Here is a 22,121-nt window from a genome sequence, read left to right as displayed (position 1 = left end):
TCCCCCCCCCCCTTCCCCCCCCCCCCCCTACCCGGGGGGGGGGGGGGGGGGGCGGGGGCCCCCCCCCCCCCCCCCCCCCCACACCGGTGTGTCAGGTGCAGGGCCAAGCGGTGGGCCGACAGACCTGCGTCATGAGCTTCGAGTCCTGCGCCTTCGCGGCGGTCGTGGCCGACTCCATGATTTCCACGTCCAGGTCGAGGTCGAATTCGTCCAGGTTGATGGTGACGTTCTCCATGGTCCCCTCCAAAGAAAGATAATTTAATTCCGGAGTAATCCCAGTTGTTGCGGAAATACTTCGCAACCGCCGAGGTATTTCATCCGAGGTCGCGATCTTCGTCAAGAGCGTTTAGAACCCGCCAAAGAGGGCAACGCCACTGCTCCGGGCGGCTGTTCAGGGTGATGTCTGCCTCCGTCATGCCCTCGGTCCCCGCTCAGAGGAAGTCGAGTTCGGAGGTGAGCCGGACCCCGGTGCGGCGCAGCACTTCCTGTCGTACGAGCTCGATCGCCCGGGTGAAACCGGTGGCGGTCGCGCCCTCGTCGGCGACGAGTGTGTAGTGCAGCGAGGAAATGCGGACGCCCGTGACGATCGGGGTGCTCAGCTCGAAACCGGCCTGCCGGATGAGCCAGCTCGCACTCACCCGCGTCGAGCCGTCGGGGAAGTGGTTCACGGGGGCGTTGCGTGCCCGCAGGCCGTCGGCCTGGGCGGGGGTGATCTCGGGGCTGAGGAACACACTGCCGACCGATCTGTCGTCGGTGCCACTACAGCCCAGCACCATGCCCTTGCTCCGCCGGACCGCGAGCACCGCCTCGGTCACCTCGTTCAGCGGCACCCGGCTCCCGACCGGGACATCGAGCTCGGCGGCCACCGTCCGATACGTCACCGGCGCGCTCAGCTCGGACCGGCGCAGCGCGAAGACCAGATGCAGCAGGGTCCACCGGCGGGAGTGCTTGAAGGCACTGGTGCGGTGGCCCAGCCCGCAGGCCGCGGCGTCCAGTGTGACCATCCGGCCCAACTCCCAGTCCCACGCGGTCACTTCCACCAGGCAGTCGGCGGTCTCCTGACCGTAGGCGCCGACGTTCTGGATCGGGGTGGCGCCGGTGGTCCCGGGGATCCCCACCAGCATCTCCATGCCCGTGAGGCCCTCGGCGACGGTGGTGTCGACCAGGTCGCCGAGCAGATGCCCGGCCTGCACCTCGACCAGCACCCGCCCGTCGTCGGTACGGCCGGTCATCCGGACGCCCTTGGTGCTCATCCGCAGCACCGCGCCCGCACAGCCGGCGTCGCTGACCACCACATTGCTTCCTTCGCCGAGACAGACCGGCCGGCCGGGGGAGGCATTGGCCAGCGCGACGAATTCGGGGAAGTCCGCGGGGTCGGACAGCTCGAAGAGGACCGCCGCCGGCCCTCCGAGCCCCAGCGTCGTCATCGGGGCAAGCGGTACCTCGTGCGTGACTCGCATATGTTCCTGTTTCTCCTGGATGCCGTTCCGTGTCGAGGGTCGTGCCATGGGACGGGGCGCGGGTGCGAGGACCGGCCCTCAGTGGGTGACGAGCAGGGCGCCGTCCCGCGCCGTCGCACGACGAGCGGGGGCCGGGGCCCTGCTGACGGTCCCGGAACGGCACGGCAGCCGACGGGAGCTCGTGGCCATGGCTCAGCACACCGCCCGCGCCTGGCCCGCCGCCAGCAGCTCGTCGGCCCGTTGCACGATGTCCCGCGCCACCGCACTGTCGTACCGCACGAACCCCCGCCGCAGCGCCATCAGCCGCGCGTGGGCGCGCTGCGAGCTGACGTGCTCGGCCAGGGCCAGCGCGTCCGTGGCGGCCGCCGCCGCGCCGTCGAGCTCGCAGCGTGCCAGTCGCGCCTCGGCCAGCGAGGCACTGTGCAGCAGCAGATTGCGGGGCTGGCTGCCCTGGAGCATGTCGATCCCGCGCGTGAGATACGGCTCCGCCCGCTCGGGGCGCCCCAGCTCCAGCCAGGCCCGGCCGGCATCGGCCACCATGACCGCGGGGGTGAGCCAGTACGCCCAGAGCGGCTCGGCCGAGGGCCGGCCCGCCCGGCTGAACTCGGCCGCGTCGTCCAGCGCCCGTTGGCAGGCCGCCTCGTCGCCGAGACTGGCATGGGCCCGGGCCTCGCGGGTGGCCAGCAGCGCCTGGCCGATGCCCATGTTCTCCTGCGCCGACCCCTTGCGGGCGATACGGATCAGCCGCAGCGCCTCCTCCGCCCGGCCGGCCCACCCGGCCCGGTAGCTCATACAGGAGATGATGTACGCGGCGAGCGGCCGGTCACCGGCGGTCCGTGCGGCGCCCAGGGCGGCCACGAAGCGGGAGCTGCTCAGCTCGTCCTGTCCCTGGTCCGCCGTCAGCCAGGCGGTGAGCTGGCCGAGTTCGGCGATGATGCGGTGCAGTTGCCGTCCGGTCGACGCGTCGTAGGAGTACTTGGCGGCCAGCTTTTCCGCCCACTGGAGGTCCTGGAGCGCCCAGTCCAGCACGAGCCCGCTGCTGCCGCTGTCGTCCAGCTGGCGCAGCTGCTGGATTCTGGCGGTCAGCATCTCGACCGCGACCCCGGGAATCTCCTCGCCGTGCGCCCGCGAGGGGGGCGGCAGCGGGTCGTCGGCCACCAGCCAGTCCACCGACGCGGTGAGCGGATCGAGGGCGGCCGGCCGCTGCACGGGCGCGGCGGGGCGCGGCTGAACGGGGCTCCGCCGTTGCGGCGGGACCGCGGACGCGAAGTGCCCGGGCCACAGCGCCTCGACCGTGATCGGCTCACCGAGGTGGTCGGACAGGATCGTCGCGATGATGTACGGCAGCCGGCGCCGCGGGCAGGCGCCCTTCAGCCAGTTGTACGGAGCCTTGCTGCTGATGGTGCCGCTGCCGCACCGCCGGTTGATCTCACGAGCCAGCCGCTCCGGTGGCCAGGACAAGCGCGCCAGGCAGGTCGCTAATACAGAGGTGTCGTTCATCGGCGGAGCACCTCGGCCGCGGCGGCGCCCGATGCTGCGGGAGGGGTGGGCGGGACCGTCGGCTCCGGCGACTGCCGGGGGTGCTCCGGAATCGGATCAGACCGGAGGGGAATCGGGCCGACGATCTGCATAGCCGCCTTCCACGCCCCCCTGCCGACAATTGCCCAGCCATAGTAGGGATTCCCCTGGGCGGGAGGCCGAATCTGTGATGACTGACACAGCTACTGCACACGGTATGCAAGTACAGGATTGAAGCATTAGGTGGCACCCTGGCCTCAGACCCTGTGCAGCTCCCGGGCCGGGCCCGTGTCCCGTACCGCCACCGGGCGCAGCGCCCTCCAGTAGAGCGTGACCCCGACCGCCAGCACGCCGACCGCGAACAGGAAGGGCGTGTCGAACGACCCGCTCACCTGCGCCAGCCAGCCGGTGAGCAGCACACCGCCCGCGGTGGCCGCCGTATTGAGAAAGTTCATCAGCCCGCTGACCGCACCGACCGCGCCCGGCGGTGCGAGCAGTCCGGGCAGCCCCCAGGCGACCGGCGCGGCGATGGCCAGCCCGGCCAGGGAGACGGACATCCAGCAGACCGCGAGGGCGGGTGATCCGGCGCTGCCCGCGGCGCCGATCGTGCCACCGAGCGCGAGTCCGCAGATCAGCACGGTTCTGCGGACCACCCACGGGTCACGGCCCCGGCGGATCAGCCGGTCCACCAGCCAGCCGCCCACGGCGAGTTCGGCCACCGTCGCCACCGCCCACGGAACCATCGAGTAGAAGCCGGACTGCAACAGCCGCACATGGAACTCCCGCTGAAGGAACTCCGGCATCCAGGTCAGCACGATATTGATGGTGTAGCCGTAACAGGCGAAACCACAGGCGACGACCCAGACCCGGCCGGAACGCAGGGCCGTGCGGAACTGCCGCAGCCCGCCCCGGTCGGTGTCCCGCGCCCCGCCCCGGAGGATGAACTCCCGCTCGGCCGGCCCCAGGGAGCGGTACTCGGACGGGTCCCGGTAGCCCCACCACCACACGGCGGTGAACAGCACACTGACCGCGGCGCAGAACAGGAACCCGGCCCGCCAGCCCCACTCGCTCATCACGAAGGCCAGCACCGGGAAGGCCACCATGTTGGCCAGCTTGGTGGCACCGTCGAACAGTGCCGTCGCCATCCCGCGCTCACTGACCGGGAACCACGCCGCGGTGGCCTTGGACGCCCCGACCATCGACGGCCCCTCGGCCACCCCGAGCAGCAGTCGCGCCAGGATGATCGGCCCGACCCCGCCGGCCACCGCGGTCAGCAGGCCCGCGACGGCCCACAGCGCGGAGGCGATCCGGGTGAGCCGCGAGACCCCCAGGAGGTCCACGAGCATGCCGGCGGGTAACTGCACCAGGCAGTACGACCACGTGAACGCCGAGAGCACCACCCCGAGTTGCTGAAGGTCCAGCCCGAATTCGTCGGCGATCGAGGAGCTCGCCACCGATATCGCCGTACGGTCAAGGAAATTGACGACGATACCGCCGGCGAGCAGTCCGCCGATCGCCCAACGGGTACGTCCACGGGGTTCCACGAGCGTGCGCCAGCCTTTCCTGGTGGGGCCTCGGAGCCGATGCCGGGCGGACGCTACTCCAGTCGCCGGGGCGGCAGCCGTCGGGGGTGTCGAGAAAAGGCGGTGGCGCGCCAGGAACGCGCCACCGCACCGCCCGCTCAGGTGTGCGGGCCCGCTGGCCGGCACCCCGAACAATGGCTGAAATTCAGGACCGGGCGCGCACCTGGCGCGCCGTCACGACACCACGTCCCGCAGCGGCTTGCCCTCCAGATGGCCGACGACGTTCTGCACCGCGGCCAGGGCGATGCGGACCAGGGTCTCCCGGGTGACGCCCGCGACGTGCGGGGAGAGCACCACATTCGGGGCCTTGAGTACGCGCAGCGCCGCCGTGGGCGGTTCCGGGTCGAAGACATCGAGCCCGGCCCCGGCGAGGGCGCCCGCCTCCAGGGCGTCGGCCAGGGCGTCCTGGTCGATGAGGGCGCCGCGTGCGGTGTTGATGACGAAGGCGGTGGGCTTGAGGAGGGCGAGGCGTCCGGCGTCCAGGAGGTGGTGGGTCCGGTCGGTGAGCGGGGCGTGCAGGGTGACGTAGTCGGAGGTGCGGAGCAGTGCGTCGAGGTCCAGGTGACGGGCGCCGCCGAGCCGGGCCTCGGTCTCCGGTCCGGCAGACCGCGGTCCCGTATAGACGATGGTCATGTCGAACGCGACGGCGCGGCGGGCCACTTCCTCGCCGATGTGGCCGAGGCCGATGATGCCGAGGGTCTTTCCGGAGAGTTCGGTCAGTGACTGCTGAAGGCGCGGCAGCGCCCAGTCGGCCTCGACCAGCGCCGTGTGGGCCGGGACCAGCTGCTTGGCGAGGGCGAGCATCAGGGCGAAGGTCTGCTCCGCCACATTCTGCTTCTCCGCGCCGCTGGAGCCGATGTTGCAGACCGGGACGCCCCGCTCGCGGGCCGCGTCCAGGTCGACGTAGTCGAAGCCGTGGCTGGCGCACTGGACGAGCTCCAGCTGCGGTGCGGCGGCGAGATGGCCCGCGGTGACCGGACTCAGCCCGGTGATCAGCAGGTGCGCTGCGCGCAGCGCCGCCGGATCCTCGTCGGCCGACTCGACGACGGTGACCCGGGCCCGGCCGGGGAACAGGCCGGCCAGCGCGGCCCCGGCGGCCCGGCCGCCGACATGCGGCGACACGACGGCGAGAACGTTCTTCACGGGCTGCGGGTCCGAGTGCGGCGCGGTGGTCATACGGATTCCTCGATGAGGTCGTCGGCGGTCAGGGTGGCGGGGCTCGCGTGCCCGGACAGCGCGAGGGTGAGATCGAACTCGGCGAGCAGACAGCGCAGGACGTGCTCCACGCCCGCCTGGCCGTCGAGGCCGAGACCGTAGGCGTAGGGCCGCCCCACCAGCACCGACTTCGCGCCCAGGGCGAGCGCCTTGAAGATGTCGTCGCCGGTGCGGATACCGCTGTCGAAGAGGACGGTGAGCCGTCCGGCGGCCGCCTCGACGACCCGGGGCAGTGCGTCGGCGGCGGCGACGGAGCCCGCCACCTGGCGGCCGCCGTGGTTGGAGACGACCACCCCGTCCACCCCGGCCTCGGCCGCCAGCAGCGCGTCATCCGGGTGCAGAATGCCCTTCAGCACGATCGGGCCGTCCCAGTTCTCCCGCAGGAACGCCAGGTCCGGCCAGGTTTTCGCGGGGTCGGCGAACATCCCCACGAAGTGCCGGACCGCCGCGTTCGGGTCCTCGTGGACCGGTTTGGCGAGCCCTGCCTGGAACGCGGGGTCGCTGAAGTAGTTGGCGGTGCCCACACCGTGCAGGAACGGCAGATATGCCTGGTCGAGATCGCGCGGCCGCCAGGCGAGGAGCGGGGTGTCGAGCGTGACGAACAGGGCGGTGTAGCCGGCCGCCTTCGCCCGGTGCAGAAAGCTCCTGGTGACCTCGCGGTCCTTCGCCCAGTACAGCTGGAACCACCGCTCCCCGTCACCCATCGCCTCGGCGACCTCCTCCATAGGCGTGCTGGAGGCGGAGGAGAGGATGTACGGCACGCCCTGGGCCGCGGCGGCCCGGGCGGCGGCGGGCTCGGCGTCCGGGTGCATGATCGACAGCACCCCGACCGGCGCGAGCGCGAGCGGCGCGGGCAGCGCGCGGCCGCACACCTCCACGGACAGATCACGTTCGTGCACATCGCGGAGCATCCGCGGGACGATCCGCCGGCGGTCCAGTGCCGCCCGGTTGGCGACGGCGGTGCTGCTGGTGCCCGCGCTGCCCGCCACATAACCGACCGGGCCGGGCCCGAGCCGCTGCTCGGCGAGCCGCTCCAGCCGGGTCAGATCCGTCGGCAGCCGCGGGACGGTGCCCGTCATGCCGTGAAGGTAGATCTCGTACTGGAAGTCCGCCCAGTGCTTCGCCATCCGTACGTCCCGCCTCTCGTCGCCGATCGTGCGTGCTCCCCGGAGATCCTGGCGACAGTGACAAGTCCCGTCCACCGCGCTGCGCACCACCCGCGGGACCGAGGACCGCCGACCGGCCCCCGCAATCCCCGTATCAGCCCTCCTTGTTGGCCTTGAGCTTCCGCCACACCGTGCTCAGCGCTTCGAGGTCCTGCCGGTCGAGGAGGTCGGTGAAGACCGGGGCCAGGCAGGCGCGCCGGGTGGCGTCGGCCGCCTCGAAGAGCTGGTGGCCTTCGGGGGTCAGGGAGACCTCGACGGAGCGGGCGTCGCGGGCCGACGGGGTGCGGGTGACCAGGCCGCGGCTCTGGAGGGCGTCGACGACGCGGGAGACCTGGCTGCGGCTGAGCATGGTGCTGTTGCCGAGCACCGAGGCCGGCACCGGATCCGGGCTGGAGGCGAGCCAGAGCATCACCTCGAACCAGGAGACCGGCAGGTCATGGGCCTTGCTCAGGGCGCGGTCCACGCGTTCGGTGAGCACGGTTCCGGCCCAGACCAGCCCGTAGAAGGCGTGATCGGCCACGGGCATCTCGGCCTGGGTGAGCTTCCTTTTCGCCATGCGACCAGGCTACCGGTTGCGTGTGCGCACACATAATGTTTAAGGTGTGTGTACACGCACCTAATCAAGCTCCGTACGGCCCGAAAGGCTCCCCATGTCTTCCCCCTCGTCCAAGGTTGTTCTGATCACCGGCACGTCCTCCGGCATCGGGCTGGCCGCCGCGGTGGCCGCGGCGCAGGCCGGCTGGCGGGTGGTGGCGACGCTGCGCGACACCGGCCGCTCCGGTGCGCTGCGCAAGGCGGCCGAGGAAGCGGGCGTGGAGCTCGATGTCCGGCAGCTGGACGTCACCGACGAGCGCTCCGTCGCCGCCGCGGTCGACGGGGTGATCGCCGATCACGGCCGCCTCGACGCCGTGATCAACAACGCGGGTGCCGGACACCTGGGCACCCTCGAAAACGAGAGCGTCGCCGAGGTGCGCGCCGTGATGGAGGTGAACTTCTTCGGCGTGCTCCATGTCTCGAAGGCGACACTGCCGCATCTGCGGGCCACCGGCGGCCGTCTGATCACCGTCACCAGCGTCGGCGGGGTCATCGGACAGCCCTTCAACGAGGCGTACTGCGCGGCCAAGTTCGCCGTCGAGGGCTACATGGAGAGCCTGGCGCCGGTGGCGGCCCGGCTCGGTGTGGCCGTGTCCGTGGTCGAGCCCGGGGCCGTGGCGACGGAGTTCGTGAACAACATCGGGGTCGACCGGGCGGCCGAGGTCGACGCCGCGGGCCCGTACGCGGACGCGTTGAAGGCGTACCTGGACCGCACCGTCGCGCAGTTCGCCAACGGCGCGCAGACTCCTGCCGAGGCCGCCGGGACCGTACTGGAGGCGCTCACCGCGGACCGGCCCGCGTTCCGCCTCCAGACCTCGGACTGGGCGCGCGAGTTCACCGGCGTCAAGCTCACCGACCTGGACGGCTCGGCGGTGGTCGGCCTCACGGGTGGCTGGGTCGGCTGACCGGGCAGGCGGGACCTCGCGCACACGCCGGATGCCGGGCGGGGGCGGGGGATCGGGCGTGCGCCTGACGTATGCGGCCTCCGGGCCCGGCCGGGCTGCTCGTGCGCGGCGGCTGCGGCCGGTGGTACGCGGTGGCTACGCCCGGTCGCGGGAGAGCGCCGGGACGCGCAGCCGGCTCGCGCTCTCGTCGTCGAAGTCCGCGCAGAAGGCGCCGAGGACGTCTTCGAGATGCTCCAGGGAGCGGACGGTGTAGAGGACGGGCTGGTAGCCGGAGATGCGGTACGGGGTGGCGGCCGCGGCGCGGAGGTCCAGGGGGCGGATCGTCCGCCCATCATGAGCGCCGATCTCGCCGTAGGACGACAGCAGGGCGGCGCCGAGGGCCTTGGGGGTGCCCGCCTCGGTGATCAGCCCGTATTCGAGGGTGAACCAGTAGACCCGGCTGAGGATGTCGAGGGCCTCTGCGGTTTCGGTCCGGTTGGCGGCCTGTCCGATGAGCCGGTACAGCCGGGCGAGGCGCGCGCACGACAGATGGACGCCATGCCCGAAGACATCGTGCAGAACGTCCGGTTCGGGCGCGTACAGCGGAACGGCGGGGTGGCGGACGAACTGCACGGCATGGAAGTAGCCGTGCTCCATCGCCCCCAGGAACCGCTCATTGGGCACCACCCCGCCGGCCAGTGTGAAGGCGAATCCGGTGCGCGCGGTGAGGGCGGCGCTGACCTCCGCGTGCTGCGGGATCCGGTCGGCGCGGATGCCCGCATCCTCACCGGCGTCCAGAACCGCACGGCAGGCGTGGGCATGGTGTGCCGGGCCGAGCGCCTGGTGAACCGCCCGCCAGGTGCGGTGCTCGTCCTCGGTGTAGTCGACGGCCGGGTAGGGCGCCCCCACCCGATGGCCTTCGGCCCGTGCGGCCAGGGCATCACGACGGCGCCGGTAGGCCGGGTCGCTGCGGCCGGGGTGCTGGTTCGCGTGCCCCAGCCGGCCGTCGGCGGAGATGGGGGTGTACTGCCACGCCGTGCTCATGTCCGTCACCTTGCTCCGCACCCAGGTGCATCGGGCGCCGTCCGCCGCCCACCGGCGTCTGCGGGGGATCGGGCGGTCGCCCTCACTTTCCTCAGGATCTCATCGAACGGGCCGGACGGCCGGGTGGCGCGCGGCCGACGAGGGGCTGGGTGGTGGACCGCTCGATACCCTTCGCCGCCGGCGCTTGCGCGCGCCCGCGAAGGGGCAATCCGTCGCAGAAATCAGCCTGCCGGGATTCCCGGGGAATTCCCTTTACTGCCGCTGTATTTGATTGTGGCGCGAGGGCGGTGATAATGCGGCGAGATTTCTCGTCATCGGGGCGGTGGCGGTGGCGGTGGCGGTCGGCGCGGCAGCTGTCCTGGTCCGGGGGACCGGCGCCGCAGCGGCTCTGCGACCCGCTCGGAAAGCTGTGTCCCGCATCTATTTTCCCGCTCTCCGTGTGGTCCGGTGCAGGGGCGAAAGGCGGCGGTCGTGTCGCCCGTGCGCTCGCGGTCCGGTGCGGTCGGACAACTCCGAGCGGATATGCCCCGGTTGACGGGTCGGTCGGCGGGGGAGTGGGTAGTGTTACCGCGCGTTACACTTCTGGATTCGAGGCCGAGTGACCGGCCGGTAAAAGGAACGTTCCGGAGTGATACGGAACGAATTGAACTTTTCGGTACTGTCCGGAACGCCCACCGGATGACGGCGGTTCAGAGAGTCAACTCACAACTCGCTTTCATATCGTTGTGACTTTGATTCTTGACGGTAGGGCCGGAGGTGGCGTTCACTTCAGCCGTTCTGGGCCGGTCAGGCGGCCCCTTTGGAGGTACCGGAAATGAATGCAATAATGCGGCGTGCCCTCACCGGCGCAGTGGCGATTTCGCTGGCAGCACCCTTGGCTGCCTGCGGAACCGACCAGAAGGATGCCGGTGCCGGCAAGGACTCCATAGGGTTGCTGCTCCCGGAGAACAAAGCGGCCCGTTATGAGAAGTTCGACCGCCGTATCATTTCCTCGCGCGTGGCCTCTCTTTGCCTCGAATGCGAGGTTGATTACCACAATGCCGAGCAGCAGGTCGACACCCAGAAGAGACAGTTCGACGCGCTGGTGAAGAAGGGCGTCAAGGTCATCATTCTGGACCCGGTCGACGCCGCGGCGGCCAAGAACTGGGTGGACTCGGCCGCCAAGAAGGGCGTCAAGGTCATCGCGTACGACCGGCTCGCCGAGGGCGATGTCGCGGCCTATGTCTCCTACGACAACGAGAAGATCGGCCGGCTCCAGGGGCAGGGGATCCTTGCCGCGCTCGGTTCCCAGGCGGCCGCTTCCGATGTCGTCATGATGAACGGCTCGCCGACCGACCCGAATGCGCCGGCCTACAAGAAGGGCGCCCACGAGGTCCTCGACGACAAGGTGAATAAGATCGTCTTCGAGAAGGACATCCCCGACTGGTCCGCGGCGGCGGCCAAGAAGGAGATGACCGATGTCATCAACGCCCAGGGCGCGACGGGCTTCGACGCGGTCTACTCGGCCAATGACGGTATGGCGGGCGGCATCGCCGCGGCGCTCAAGTCGGCCGGTATCAAGAATGTGCCGGTCGGCGGCCAGGACGCCGAACTCCCCGCGCTACAGCGGGTGGTAGCCGGAACCCAGTACTTCACCATTTACAAGGAAGTCCGGCCGGAGGCCGAAACCGCCGCCGAAATCGCCTTCCGTCTGCTGCGCGGCAAGAGCATCAAGTCCCTGACGACGACCACCGCCGACAGCAAGAGCAAGTCCGGTATCCCCGCCCGGCTGTTCAAGGCCCAGATCGTCACCAAGAAGAATATGAAGAACACCGTGGTGCGCGACGGCGCCGTCCGGACCGACCTGCTCTGCGAGGGCATCACCACCGCCTGCAAGTCCGTCGGCCTGGAGTGACGGCCCCTCATTGAGCGCCCCAAGGGCGGGAAGTGCCTGAAGGTGGCCGGGTGTTGATGCACCGGCCACCGTCGGCACGGCGCTCATCCCCCCGCCCGGCGTTCTCCACCCGGCGTCCCCCGCCCCGGCTCAGCGCGGCCCGGCGCCGCCCACCGCCTCGACCAGCGGCAGCATCCGGTGCGGCACCCGCTCCCGCAGCGCCATCTCCGTACGGGTGCGGACCACGCCCGGCAGGCTGATCAGCCGCTGGATCACATCCTCCAGATGCGCCGCGTCCCGTGCCACCACCCGGGTCAGCAGATCCCCGCCGCCGGTCGTCGAGAACGCCTCGATGATCTGCGGCACCTCCGCCAGCGCGTCGGCCACCTCCTCCAGATGCCCCTGGGTGACCTCGATGTGGATGAACGCGAGGACGGGGTGCCCGAGCGCGGCGGGGGACAGCCGGGGGCTGTAGGCGGTGATCACCCCGTCCCGTTCGAGGCGGTCGAGACGCGCCTGCACGGTGCCCCGGGCGATGCCGAGGAGGCGTGCGTACTCCCGGACGCTGGTGCGCGGCTGCTCCAGCAGCAGCCGCAGGATCTTGGCGTCCAGAGCGTCCACGGCCATGTCAACGGTCTCCTCACGAGTGGCTGAAAAGGAGCCGTCACCCTCGGTCACGCTCCTGCCCATTGGCCTGCTTCTGGCGGCCAGGAGGCCATGAGACTGTACCAATGGCCCAGCATGCACGACCTCTGTTGAGCAACCTGCCGACATGATGCTGTGATGGCCCTGTCGATGGCGCTGCGGACTTCCGCGGCGCCTTTTTCATGCGGGCTTGTCGAAGGGGCGGAAGCTGTGCTGAAGAGGGTGTTCGTGGCTCCGGATCCGGGACTGCTGCGGCTGCGCAGCGCCACCCGGTCCGTCCTCGGCATCGGCCTGGCGGTCACGGTGTGCGCGCTTACCGGCCACTCGCTCGTCGCGACCATCACCGGCGGGCTGGCCGCGCTGCTCGCCCTCTTCACGGTCACCGACGCCACCGTCCGCGGCCAGCTGATCACCACCGCGCTGCTGCCCGCGGTCGGCTTCCCGGTGCTCGCCGTCGCGGCGCTGCTGCACGACCACCCGCTGGGCCGGGACGCGGTCTTCGTCGCCGTCGTGGGCGCGGGCGTCTATGTGCGCCGCTGGGGGCCGCGCGGCCATGCCCTGGGCGTGTTCGCGTTCATGACCTTCTTCGCGACGCAGTTCCTGCACACGGTGCCGGACCAGCTGCCCGAGCTGTACACCGCGGTCACCCTCGCGCTGCTCGCCGCCGCCACCGTCCGCTTCGCCGTGTGGTGCTACGAGCTCCGGCTGCCCCCGGTGGCCGTGCCCGCCCCGCCGAGCGCCCGGGGGCTGGCCCGGACGACCACCCGCCAGGCGATCCAGGCGACCGCCGGCAGCGCCTTCGCCCTCCTCGTCGGCCAGCTGCTCTCCGAGCAGCGGTGGTACTGGGCCGTCGGCGCCACCTGGTGGATCTTCGTGAACACCACCTCGCGCGGCGAGACCCTGGTCCGCGGCTTCCGCCGGGCCCTCGGTACGGTGCTCGGCATCGCTCTCGGCCTCGTCGTCGCCGTCCCGCTGCACGGCGCGCTCGTCCCCACCGTCGCCCTTGTCGCGGTCAGCGTCTTCGGCATCTTCTACACGGCCGCGGTCTCCTACACCTGGATGATGCTCGCGGTGACGCTGATGGCCGGGCTGCTGTACGGGCTCCTGGGGGTGCTCGACCCCGCGCTGCTCACGCTGCGCCTCGCCGAGACCGGCGTGGGGGCGCTCGGCGCGGCGCTGGCCGTGCTCTTCGTGCTGCCCGTCACCACCCACGCCACCACCGACGCCTGGATCCAGCGCGCCCTGCGCTGCGTCCACCGGTGCACCGCCGAGGCCGCCGCCCGCCTCGCCGGCTCCCCGACGGCCGACCCCGCCCCGCACGTCGCCGAGCTCGCGCCGCTGCTGAGCCGGGTACGGCTCTCGCTCGCCCCGCTCGTGCACCCCCTCAGCCCGCTGCGCGCCCGTAAGGAACGGGCCCGTCAGGTGCTCGCGCTGCTCGACGACTGCGCCCGTGAGGTCCGCGGGCTGGCCTCCATCGCCGCCGACCCGGAAGCCTCCCACGACGCCCGGCTCACCGCCGCCTGCCAGCGCGTGGAAGCCGCCGTCGAGGCCCTCACCGCGCCGCGCAGCACCCGCCACCCGGTGGCCGCCGCCGTCGCGCCGTCGCAGCCGCCGGCGGCGGAACCCGCCCTCGTCCATCTGCACGGTCTGGAGCGGGCGCTGGCCGAACTCTCCGCGCCGCTGCGCAGCTCCCCGCGCTCCGAGCTGGTCGACGCCTGACCCGCGGCCCGGCCCCGCGTCCGGACGGCCCGCACCCTTCGCGGCGTCCTGCGCGCCTCCGGAGGGCGTACGGCCCGGGGCCGACGGCGGGAACCGGCCATCGCCCTGGATGCCGCCCCCGCGCCTGTTAGCGTCGCCGCAGCACCTCAACGGGCAGGCGGACGAGAGGCGGACCAGTGGGGACGAGCGCCAACGGCCGACGGGCCTACATCGGATCGTTCACCACGGCCGGCGGCCCCGGCATCACCACCGCGGCCGTCGACCCGGAGTCCGGCGCCCTCACCCCGCTGCACTCCACCGACGTCGTTCCCAACCCCTCCTACCTGGCGCCGAGCCCCGACGGCCGGTACCTCTACGCGGTCAGTGAGACCCCGGACGGCGCCGCGGCCGCCTTCGCCCTCACCCCACGCGGGCCCGAGCTGCTCGCCCCCGCCGTCCCCGTGGAGGGCGCCGACCCCACCCACCTCACCCTGGCCGACGGCCGGCTCGTCACCGCCAACTACAGCTCCGGCAGCGTCAGTACGCTCCGCGTACGGGCCGATGGCACCCTCACCGGCCCCGCCACCGTGCTCACCCACCAGGGCAGCGGCCCGCGGACCGACCGCCAGGAGGGCCCGCACGCCCATGCAGTGCTCCCCGACCCCGGCGGCCGCTGGCTGCTCAGCGTCGACCTCGGCACCGACTCGGTGCGCAGCTGCGCCCTCGGCTCCGGCGACGGGGCGCTGGCCGTACACACCGAGGCGGTCCTGCGGCCCGGCAGCGGCCCGCGGCATCTCGCCTTCCACCCGCGCGGCGACCGTGCCTATGTCGTCAATGAACTCGATCCCACGGTGACGGTCTGCCGCTGGGACGCCGACCGGGGCGTGCTGACGCCGCTGGGGGAGACCGGCCTCCTCCCGGCCGGGGCCGCCACGGAGGGCACCTTCCCCTCCGAACTGGTCATCTCCCGGGACGGCCGGTTCGCCTGGGCCGCCAACCGGGGCCACGACAGCCTCTCGGTGCTCTCCCTCGTTCCGTCCGGCGACACCGCGACGCTCGTCACCACCGTCCCCTGCGGCGGCCATTGGCCCCGTGACCTGGCGCTGCACCCCGACGGGCGGCACCTCTACGCCGCCAACGAGCGCTCCGGCGAGGTCACCTGGTTCACCGTCGACCCGGCGACCGGCATCCCGGCCCGGGGCGGATCCGTGGCGGCACCGGCCGCCTCCTGCGTGGTCTTCGTCTGACCTGTCCGGGGCCGCCTCACCCTTGCGGGAAGGTCCCGCCGAAGTACACCTGGGTCTCGGTGACCCGGCCGTCCCGCACCGTCATCACCTCGACATTGCGATGCCGCTCGCCCGTCGTCAGCTCGTACGCGTACCGGACGAAGACCTGCTCGCCATCGAGGGCCACGGCATCGAGGATCTCCTGCCGCCGGAGCCGGTCCGCCGTGGGAAAGCAGATGTCGAGGAACGCGGCCTTGCCGATGTGATCGTCCTGCGGGCTGGTGAAGACGAAGTCCTCGGCGAGCAACCGGTCCATGGCCGCGCGGTCCTGGGCGAGATAGGCCGCGAAGGCGGCGCGGACGACATCGATGGGCGACATGAATTTCCCTCCTGGGCGGCCCGCTCGCCACGAGGGACGGGCGGTCGGCGCATGGTCTTTACAGGACGTTAGACCTGGCGGGATGCCCTGACCCCTCGGTCGGCGCGTCAGGGGGACGGCAAGTGCCCTGTGCGCGTCTCTCACGGACGTAGGGCCGTCCGCCCGCCCGCACCGCCCCCTTCGCCCTGCGGCGCCGTCTGGCGGGCGTCTGCGCCGCTCGGAGCGGAATCGGACCCCTTGCCTCCGCCCGGACAAGGCGAAGGGCCGCCCCGCGCACTGCGCGCGAGGACGGCCCTTCGGAGAACGGTGTCCGGTCCCTTCGACTAGCGGACCGGAACCCCCTGCGTCTGCGTCGGAAGGGTGATCCCCACCGCCGCCGCGTAGTTCGAGAGCACCAGCCGGCCCACCGTGCCGTAGGCGCCCAGCGCCTCGGCCGACGCGCAGCCGGCTTCCGCCGCGGCCGCCCCCAGCAGGCCGTCGCTGATCTCCGGGCCGATCAGGTACGGGGCCAGCGCCAGCTGCTGCGAACCGGATTCCCGCAGCTGCTCGGCGGTACGGGAGATGGCGCCCTCCTGGTCCAGGGCGGCGGCCAGCACCGGCACCGCGAGCCGCGCGGAGAGCAGCATGCCGGTGATTCCGGCAGCCTGTACGGCCTCCTCGCCGCCCACGGTGGCGAGGATGATGCCGTCCGCGGCCGTGGCGACCGTGAACAGCCGGGCACGGTCGGCCCGCGCCAGACCGGCCTCGGACAGCCGGACGTGCAGCGCCTCGGCGAGCAGCGGGTGCGGGCCGAGGACATCGGTCAGCTCGGCACCGGAGCCGCTGTTCATCATCGCCTGGCGTATCCGGCGCAGCAGGGCGCTGTCCGGTCCGGCCAGCAGCGGCACCACCACGGCGGCGGGGCCGGGGTCGGGCTGTCCGTCGGCGCCCACCCGGTCCTTGTGCTCGGCGGCGGCGTGCGCCAGTACGGCCTCCAGGGACGGGAACTCGTCGTCGCCACCATCGACATAGCCGATCCGGGCGTCGAGGCCCGGGAGTTCGGAGCGGGCGATGCTGGAAACCTCCTCCGCCAGGCTGCGCGAGGCGCCGGACGGAGTGCCGGGTACGGCGAGCACCAGGGCGGGCGCGCCCTCGGGTGCGGCGAGCGGTTCCGGCTTGCGGTGGCGGCCGGACTGCCGCGCACGCGGCATACGTACCGGCAGACCGGGTGCGGCTCCCGGGCTCGGGGAGGCGGCGTCAAAATCGGGCGAGCCAGGTGCGGGCCCAGTGGGGGAACTCATGGCGTCGCATGCTAACGCCTCGGACCACCCCCGCGCGGAGGGAGGGTTCGGTGGAGCGGTATCCGTCCCGATTTATCCCGCGCGTCACCCCGGCGCAGGCCATGTGATCTGCAACAACTTCCGATCCGTGGGCAGCGTCAGACGGTCGCTGGCCAGTGCCGCGGCGATGGTCAGCGCCCCGTCCAGCGGGTTCCCGGCGGCGGCTGTCGTACGGGCCCGCGGTAGCCGCTCGGCGAGTGCCGTACGCAGCGGAGCCAGCAGGGGTTCACCCATGCCGAACAGCCCGCCGGTACAGGCCACCGTGCTGCCGGCGCCCGGCGGGCAGACCGCGGCCGCGGCATCGGCGACATGGCCCGCCGCGGCCCGCAGGATGCCGAGGGCCACCGCGTCGTCCCCGGTGGCGCAGCGGGCGACCTCCGGGGCGAACGAGGCCAGCACGGCGGGCCGGTCGGGGCGCGGGTAGAGCGCGCCGGGCAGCTCCGCGACCGGTCCGAGCACCGCTTCCGCGCGCGCCAGCAGGGCGGCCGAGCCGCCCGGCCGCCCGTCGTACGCGCGCAGTGCGGCCTCCAGCCCGGCGCGGCCGATCCAGGCGCCGCCGCCGCAGTCGCCCAGCAGATGGCCCCAGCCGTCCGCGCGGCGCCAACCGCCTTCCGGGGTCAGGTCGGTGCCCAGTGCGATCATGCCGGTGCCCGCGGCGACCACCGCACCGGGGCGCTGGCCCAGCGCCCCGGCGTACGCGGTGACCGCGTCCGCGGCGAGGGCGACCTGCCGCACCCCGAACGCGGTCGCCAGCGCGCCCGGCAGCCGGGCGCGGAGCTCCTCGCCCAGCGTGGCCATACCGGCCGCCCCCACGCACACCGCGGCGAACCCGTCAGCCCCGGTTTCCCGCGCCAACTCCGCTGCGGCGGGCAGGAGTTGGGACAGCAGATGCTCCGCGTCGAGGCCCGCGGGGCCGGTGCGCACCGGCTCGTCCGAGGCGCGGGTGGCCAGCGGCCGGGCCTCGGCGTCGTCGGCGCGGGCGACGGCGCACCGCAGCCCCGAGCCGCCCGAGTCGACGCCGAGGACATGGCCGGCCCGGAGGGTGTCCGGGCGGCGTCCGGCCGGCTCACCCAAAGCCGCGGGCGTCCTGCTTGAGCGCGGTGTCGACGGTCAGAGCCGTGGCGACCACCAGGCTCAGCAGCGGGTCGGGCAGCTGCTGGTGAATCTGGAGGACGTAGTTGTCCGCGCTCGTGAACATCGTCTTGGCGAGGCCCTCCCAGGTCTTGGTGATCCGGGCGACCTCGGTGTCGGCGTGGTCCACGATGGCGAAGTTCCAGGCGCGCCAGTTCTCCGCCTTGATGGCGCCGATCTGCTGGCCGTTGACCATCATCGCGAAGTTGATCTTCCCGATGGCGTTCTGCTGCACGATCTCGCCGACCGGCGAACCGTCCGGACGCTGCACGATCACCTTGGACTTGATGAACTTCGCGGGCCGGGTCAGCACCAGCTGAGGCTGGCCGTACGCGTCCCGGATCTCCAGCTTGTGGGTCATGTACTGATCGAGGCTGGAAACCACCCGGAGCACCTTCTTGGCCGTGCTCTGGCCGACCTGGACAACCGCGCCCAGGGTGTTGCCGTGCTGGTCGAAGACGCTGTACTCGTTCGTGACCTCGATGAGCTTGGCCTTCTGGTTGACCACCAGCACCGGTTCGGTGAACAGGGTGCCACCACCCGGCCCGCCGGGTGCCACGCCGGCCTGCTGCTGCACCTGCTGCTGCACCGCGGCCGGGTTCCCACCCGGCTGCCCCGCCATCGGCTGCTGTCCGTACGGCTGCTGCATCGGCTGACCGGGCATCGGCTGGCCAGGCATGGGCTGGCCAGGCATGGGCTGGCCGGGCGCCTGCTGCGGGTGGCCGTAGCCCTGGCCGTGCGGCGCGCCGCCCTGCTGCGGACCCGGATACGGCGCCTGGCCCGGTGCCTGCGCGGGCTGCTGCGGAGCGAACTGCTGCGGCATCTGCTGCTGCGGGGGCTGGTGGGTGGCCTGCTGCGCGGGCGCCTGCTGAGCCTGTTGGGGGCCGGGCTGTGGTGCCTGGCCCTGGGCGGGCGCCGCGGCCTGTTGTCCCGGGTGGGTGTGCTCCGTCCACTGGGACCCGTCCCACCAGCGAAGTTGGTGGGGGGTGCCCTGCGGGTCGGCATACCAACCCGCAGGGATGTTCGCATTCGTCATGCGGGGCACACTATCGCCCGGGGTCAGGGCAGCCTCCAGTCGACGGGCTGGGCGCCCTGCCGCACCAGGAGCTCGTTCACCCGACTGAACGGCCGTGAGCCGAAGAAGCCCCGGTCGGCGGACATGGGGGAGGGGTGGGCGGACTCGACGGCCGGCAGCTCGCCGAGCAGTGGCCGCAGATTGCGGGCGTCGCGCCCCCACAGCACCGACACCAGCGGGCGCCCACGCGCCACCAGCGCCCGGATGGCCTGCTCGGTGACCTCTTCCCAGCCCTTGCCGCGGTGCGCGGCGGGCTTGCGGGGGGCCGTGGTCAGCGCCCTGTTCAGCAGCAGTACGCCCTGGCGGGTCCACGGCGTGAGATCGCCGTTCGAAGGGCGGGGGAGTCCGAGGTCGGAGTGCAGCTCGCGGAAGATGTTCTCCAGGCTTCCGGGCAACGGGCGGACGTCCGGTGCCACGGAGAAGCTGAGTCCGACCGCATGCCCGGGGGTGGGGTAGGGGTCCTGTCCCACGATGAGGACCCGGACCTCGTCGAAGGGCTGTTGGAAGGCGCGCAGCACATGGTTGCCGGCCGGGAGATAGGTGCGTCCCGCGGCGATCTCCGCCCGCAGGAAGTCACCCATCGCGGCGATCCGTCCGGCGACCGGCTCAAGTGCCTTGGCCCAGCCCGGTTCGACAATGTCTTGGAGAGGTTGTGCAGCCACGGGATCACCCTACTGGCCGCGGCCCCCTCCTCTTCAACCGATGGCCCGAGCCCGGCCGCCCGGAGCGGCGGGACACCCCAACTGCCCTGCCCCACCGCTCCGTTACCCGGTGCTCCGGCCCTCTCCCCGCCCTCCATGCTCCCCCTCAGGCAACAGCGGCCGCCCGTACGCACAGCACATCCGGCAGATGGGAGGCGAGCTGCTGCCAGCTGTCGCCGTCGTCCGCGCTGGCGTACACCTCGCCGTTGCGGTTGCCGAAATACACCCCCGCGGGGTCGCTGTCGTCGACGGACAGCGCGTCCCTGAGCACCGTGCCGTAGTGGTCCTCGCGCGGCAGGCCCGCGCTGAGCGGCTCCCAGCTCCGGCCGGCGTCGGTGGTGCGGTAGACCCGGCAGCGGTGCTCGGCCGGCACCCGGTCGATATCGGCGGTGATCGGGAAGAGGTAGGCGACATCCCCCGTGCGCGGATGCGCGGCCACCGCGAAACCGAAGTCCGAGGGGAGTCCGCTGCCGATATCCGTCCAGGTCGCGCCCGCGTCATCGCTGCGGTAGACGCCCCAGTGGTTCTGCAGATACAGCCGGTCGCGGTTGACCGGGTCCTGTGCGATCTTGTGGACACACTGGCCGAACTCCGGATGCTGATCCGGCAGGAAGACCGCCTTGACGCCCTTGTTGGAGGGTGCCCAGCTGGCGCCCCCGTCACGGGTACGGAAGACCCCGGCCGCCGAGACGGCGACGGTGACTGCGTCGGCGTCCCGCGGGTCGGTGATCACCGTGTGGACGGCCAGTCCGCCGCCGCCCGGCACCCACTGCTCCCGGCTCGGGTGGTCCCACAGCGCCCGTACCAGCTCGAAGGTCTCGCCGCCGTCCTCGGAGCGGAACAGGCCCCCGGGCTCGGTGCCCGCGTAGACCACATCGGGGGCGGCGGGCCCGGCCGGATGCAGCTGCCACACCCGCTCCAGCGAAGTCCCGGTGTCCGGTGGGTACTTGACCGCGGGTCGGGCGGGCTCGTGCCAGGTTTCACCCAGGTCGTCGGAGTGGAACACCGACGGGCCCCAGTGGGCGCTGTCGGCGCCGGCCAGCAGCCGGGGGGTCGCGCGGCGGGTGTCGATCCCGAGGGAGTACACCGCCTGGGCGGGGAAATGGGGACCGCTCAATTCCCAGTCACCGTGCCGTCGACGGCCGATGAAGAGCCCTTTGCGCGTGCCCACCGCGAGTAGTACGTCAGTCATGCCGGAACACCTCCGGGACGCCGTTGTCTCAGATAGTGGCAAGTCTGCACCCGACCACTGACAATGGCGTCCCGGCAGGCATCCGTGCAGGTCGGACGGTGCGGCACCCGCTCTCGCCCACGGCTGCCGCACGGCCCTTGGACGACTCAGACGGCCGCCCGGTGGTACGGCTGCGGCAACGTGATCTCCGCACCCAGTTCCCGCGCCGCGTGCTGCGCGAAGCTGGGGGAGCGCAGCAGCTCACGGCCGAGCAGCACGGCGTCGGCCTGACCGTCCGCGATGATCTTCTCGGCCTGCCGCGCCTCGGTGATCAGGCCGACCGCGCCCACCGCCAGGCCGCTCTCTTTCCTGACCCGCTCCGCGAACGGCACCTGGTAGCCGGGCCCCGCGGTGATCTTGGCGTCGGGTGCGTTGCCGCCCGAGGAGGTGTCCAGCAGATCGACGCCGTGCTCCCGCAGCTCGCGGGCGAAGCGCACGGTGTCGTCGGCCGTCCAGCCCTCGCGCGCGTCGCTCTCGTCCTCGGTGAGCCAGTCGGTCGCCGAGATCCGGAAGAAGACCGGCAGTTCGTCGGGCCACACCGCCCGTACGGCGTCCACGACCTCCAGCGCGAACCGGGTCCGGTTCTCGTACGAGCCGCCGTACTCGTCGGTGCGCCGGTTGGTGAACGGGGAGAGGAACTCATTGATCAGATAACCGTGCGCACCATGGATCTCGGCCACCTGGAAGCCCGCCGCGAGCGCCCGCCGGGCCGCCGCGCCGAACTGCGCGACGCGCTCCCTGATCTGTGCCACGGACAGTTCCGCCGGCGTCGCGAACCCGTCGTCGAACGGCACCGGGCTCGGCGCGACCGGCTCCCATCCATGCCGCTGACCAGGGAGGATCGGGGCGCCGCGATCGACCCAGGTGCGCTCGGTGGACGCCTTCCGGCCGGCGTGGGCGAGCTGGATGCCCGGAACGGTGCCCTGGGTCTTGAGGAAGTCGGTGATCCGCCGGAACGCCTCGGTCTGGGTGTCGTTCCACAGCCCGAGGTCGTACGGGGTGATGCGCCCCTCGGGGCTCACCGCGGTCGCCTCCGCGAGGATGAGGCCGGTTCCGCCCGTCGCCCGCGCGGCCAGGTGCTGGAAGTGCCAGTCGCCGGGCGCCCCCTCCGCCGGGCCCTCGGGGGCCGCGGAGTACTGGCACATCGGGGCCATCCAGAGGCGGTTCGGGACGGTCAGCGAGCGAAGGGTGATGGGCTCGAACAGTGCGCTCACAGCAGGCTCCTGTACCTGAAGATGAACGGGTACCGGCCGGAACCCGCAGTCATACGATAGTCGTCGTACTACGGTGGATGTCAAACTACGAAGCTCCTCGTACAATGGGCGGGCGGGTCGGTGCGCCAGGCCCTACCGCGTCCCGCAGAACGAATCAGGAGCCGT

At 72.0% G+C, this 22,121-nt stretch carries 20 protein-coding genes; 4 read left to right on the top strand and 16 right to left on the bottom strand.

All coding sequences use genetic code 11. From position 1 onward, the window contains the following. Nucleotides 1-91: 91 nt before the first annotated feature. The 7 genes from ACZ4XD_RS05215 to ACZ4XD_RS05185 all read right to left on the bottom strand — a co-directional run bounded on the left by ACZ4XD_RS05215 (nucleotide 92) and on the right by ACZ4XD_RS05185 (nucleotide 7,498). Nucleotides 92-235: a hypothetical protein gene (locus ACZ4XD_RS05215; RefSeq protein ID WP_468038334.1), complete on the bottom strand. Its 144-nt coding sequence runs from the start codon at nucleotides 233-235 to the stop codon at nucleotides 92-94. Nucleotides 236-431: 196 nt separating this feature from the next. Then, nucleotides 432-1,508, bottom strand: a complete 1,077-nt coding sequence (locus ACZ4XD_RS05210) for a UDP-N-acetylmuramate dehydrogenase (protein ID WP_468038332.1) — start codon at nucleotides 1,506-1,508, stop codon at nucleotides 432-434. Nucleotides 1,509-1,652: 144 nt separating this feature from the next. Next, nucleotides 1,653-2,960: a hypothetical protein gene (locus ACZ4XD_RS05205; protein ID WP_468038330.1), complete on the bottom strand. Its 1,308-nt coding sequence runs from the start codon at nucleotides 2,958-2,960 to the stop codon at nucleotides 1,653-1,655. Nucleotides 2,961-3,235: 275 nt separating this feature from the next. Continuing rightward, nucleotides 3,236-4,522, bottom strand: coding sequence for an MFS transporter (locus tag ACZ4XD_RS05200; RefSeq protein ID WP_468038328.1), 1,287 nt, complete (start codon nucleotides 4,520-4,522; stop codon nucleotides 3,236-3,238). A 213-nt stretch (nucleotides 4,523-4,735) separates the two neighbouring features. Further along, nucleotides 4,736-5,737 carry a 2-hydroxyacid dehydrogenase gene (locus tag ACZ4XD_RS05195; protein WP_468038326.1) on the bottom strand — a complete coding sequence of 334 codons (1,002 nt, stop codon included), beginning with the start codon at nucleotides 5,735-5,737 and terminating at the stop codon, nucleotides 4,736-4,738. Next, nucleotides 5,734-6,903, bottom strand: a complete 1,170-nt coding sequence (locus ACZ4XD_RS05190; protein WP_468038325.1) for a lactate 2-monooxygenase — start codon at nucleotides 6,901-6,903, stop codon at nucleotides 5,734-5,736. Before ACZ4XD_RS05190 ends, ACZ4XD_RS05195 begins: the two co-directional genes overlap by 4 nt. Before the next feature lie 133 nt (nucleotides 6,904-7,036). Continuing rightward, nucleotides 7,037-7,498: a MarR family winged helix-turn-helix transcriptional regulator gene (locus ACZ4XD_RS05185; protein WP_468038323.1), complete on the bottom strand. Its 462-nt coding sequence runs from the start codon at nucleotides 7,496-7,498 to the stop codon at nucleotides 7,037-7,039. Nucleotides 7,499-7,592: 94 nt separating this feature from the next. Between ACZ4XD_RS05185 and ACZ4XD_RS05180 the strand changes: the two genes are divergently transcribed. After that, a complete protein-coding gene (locus tag ACZ4XD_RS05180) occupies nucleotides 7,593-8,441 on the top strand; it encodes an SDR family oxidoreductase (RefSeq protein WP_468038321.1) in 849 nt (282 codons plus the stop codon). A 135-nt stretch (nucleotides 8,442-8,576) separates the two neighbouring features. Here ACZ4XD_RS05180 and ACZ4XD_RS05175 read toward each other — a convergent pair whose 3' ends face one another. Continuing rightward, complete coding sequence (locus ACZ4XD_RS05175) at nucleotides 8,577-9,464, bottom strand: phenylalanine 4-monooxygenase (protein ID WP_468038319.1); 888 nt, start codon at nucleotides 9,462-9,464, stop codon at nucleotides 8,577-8,579. Between the two features lie 814 nt (nucleotides 9,465-10,278). Between ACZ4XD_RS05175 and ACZ4XD_RS05170 the strand changes: the two genes are divergently transcribed. Next, complete coding sequence (locus ACZ4XD_RS05170; protein ID WP_468038317.1) at nucleotides 10,279-11,358, top strand: sugar ABC transporter substrate-binding protein; 1,080 nt, start codon at nucleotides 10,279-10,281, stop codon at nucleotides 11,356-11,358. Between the two features lie 129 nt (nucleotides 11,359-11,487). On the opposite strand, the gene ACZ4XD_RS05165 is transcribed toward ACZ4XD_RS05170, so the two are convergent. Then, entirely contained in the window at nucleotides 11,488-11,964 is a 477-nt protein-coding gene (locus tag ACZ4XD_RS05165) for an Lrp/AsnC family transcriptional regulator (protein WP_468038315.1), read from the bottom strand. 228 nt (nucleotides 11,965-12,192) lie between these two features. On the opposite strand from ACZ4XD_RS05165, the gene ACZ4XD_RS05160 reads away from it, so the two are divergent. Beyond that, complete coding sequence (locus ACZ4XD_RS05160) at nucleotides 12,193-13,701, top strand: FUSC family protein (protein WP_468038313.1); 1,509 nt, start codon at nucleotides 12,193-12,195, stop codon at nucleotides 13,699-13,701. Nucleotides 13,702-13,877: 176 nt separating this feature from the next. After that, entirely contained in the window at nucleotides 13,878-14,927 is a 1,050-nt protein-coding gene (locus tag ACZ4XD_RS05155; RefSeq protein WP_468038311.1) for a lactonase family protein, read from the top strand. A gap of 16 nt (nucleotides 14,928-14,943) precedes the next feature. Here the strand turns inward: ACZ4XD_RS05155 and ACZ4XD_RS05150 are convergent, their stop codons facing one another. From ACZ4XD_RS05150 to ACZ4XD_RS05120, 7 genes are all read right to left on the bottom strand, one after another. Next, complete coding sequence (locus ACZ4XD_RS05150; protein WP_468038309.1) at nucleotides 14,944-15,285, bottom strand: nuclear transport factor 2 family protein; 342 nt, start codon at nucleotides 15,283-15,285, stop codon at nucleotides 14,944-14,946. A 323-nt stretch (nucleotides 15,286-15,608) separates the two neighbouring features. Next, nucleotides 15,609-16,565 carry a sirohydrochlorin chelatase gene (locus ACZ4XD_RS05145; protein ID WP_370682754.1) on the bottom strand — a complete coding sequence of 319 codons (957 nt, stop codon included), beginning with the start codon at nucleotides 16,563-16,565 and terminating at the stop codon, nucleotides 15,609-15,611. Nucleotides 16,566-16,649: 84 nt separating this feature from the next. Continuing rightward, nucleotides 16,650-17,678, bottom strand: a complete 1,029-nt coding sequence (locus tag ACZ4XD_RS05140) for an N-acetylglucosamine kinase (protein ID WP_468038307.1) — start codon at nucleotides 17,676-17,678, stop codon at nucleotides 16,650-16,652. After that, nucleotides 17,671-18,771, bottom strand: coding sequence for an LURP-one-related family protein (locus ACZ4XD_RS05135; protein WP_468038305.1), 1,101 nt, complete (start codon nucleotides 18,769-18,771; stop codon nucleotides 17,671-17,673). The genes ACZ4XD_RS05140 and ACZ4XD_RS05135 overlap by 8 nt, the downstream gene beginning before the upstream one ends. Nucleotides 18,772-18,794: 23 nt before the next feature. Next, nucleotides 18,795-19,472, bottom strand: coding sequence for a uracil-DNA glycosylase (locus tag ACZ4XD_RS05130; RefSeq protein WP_468038303.1), 678 nt, complete (start codon nucleotides 19,470-19,472; stop codon nucleotides 18,795-18,797). Nucleotides 19,473-19,617: 145 nt separating this feature from the next. After that, complete coding sequence (locus ACZ4XD_RS05125) at nucleotides 19,618-20,703, bottom strand: WD40/YVTN/BNR-like repeat-containing protein (RefSeq protein ID WP_468038301.1); 1,086 nt, start codon at nucleotides 20,701-20,703, stop codon at nucleotides 19,618-19,620. A gap of 146 nt (nucleotides 20,704-20,849) precedes the next feature. After that, nucleotides 20,850-21,956, bottom strand: a complete 1,107-nt coding sequence (locus tag ACZ4XD_RS05120) for an NADH:flavin oxidoreductase/NADH oxidase (protein WP_468038299.1) — start codon at nucleotides 21,954-21,956, stop codon at nucleotides 20,850-20,852. Nucleotides 21,957-22,121: the final 165 nt, after the last annotated feature.

The organism is Streptomyces sp. NPDC029466 (assembly GCF_055574515.1).
This window is presented reverse-complemented; position numbering and strand designations above follow the sequence as displayed.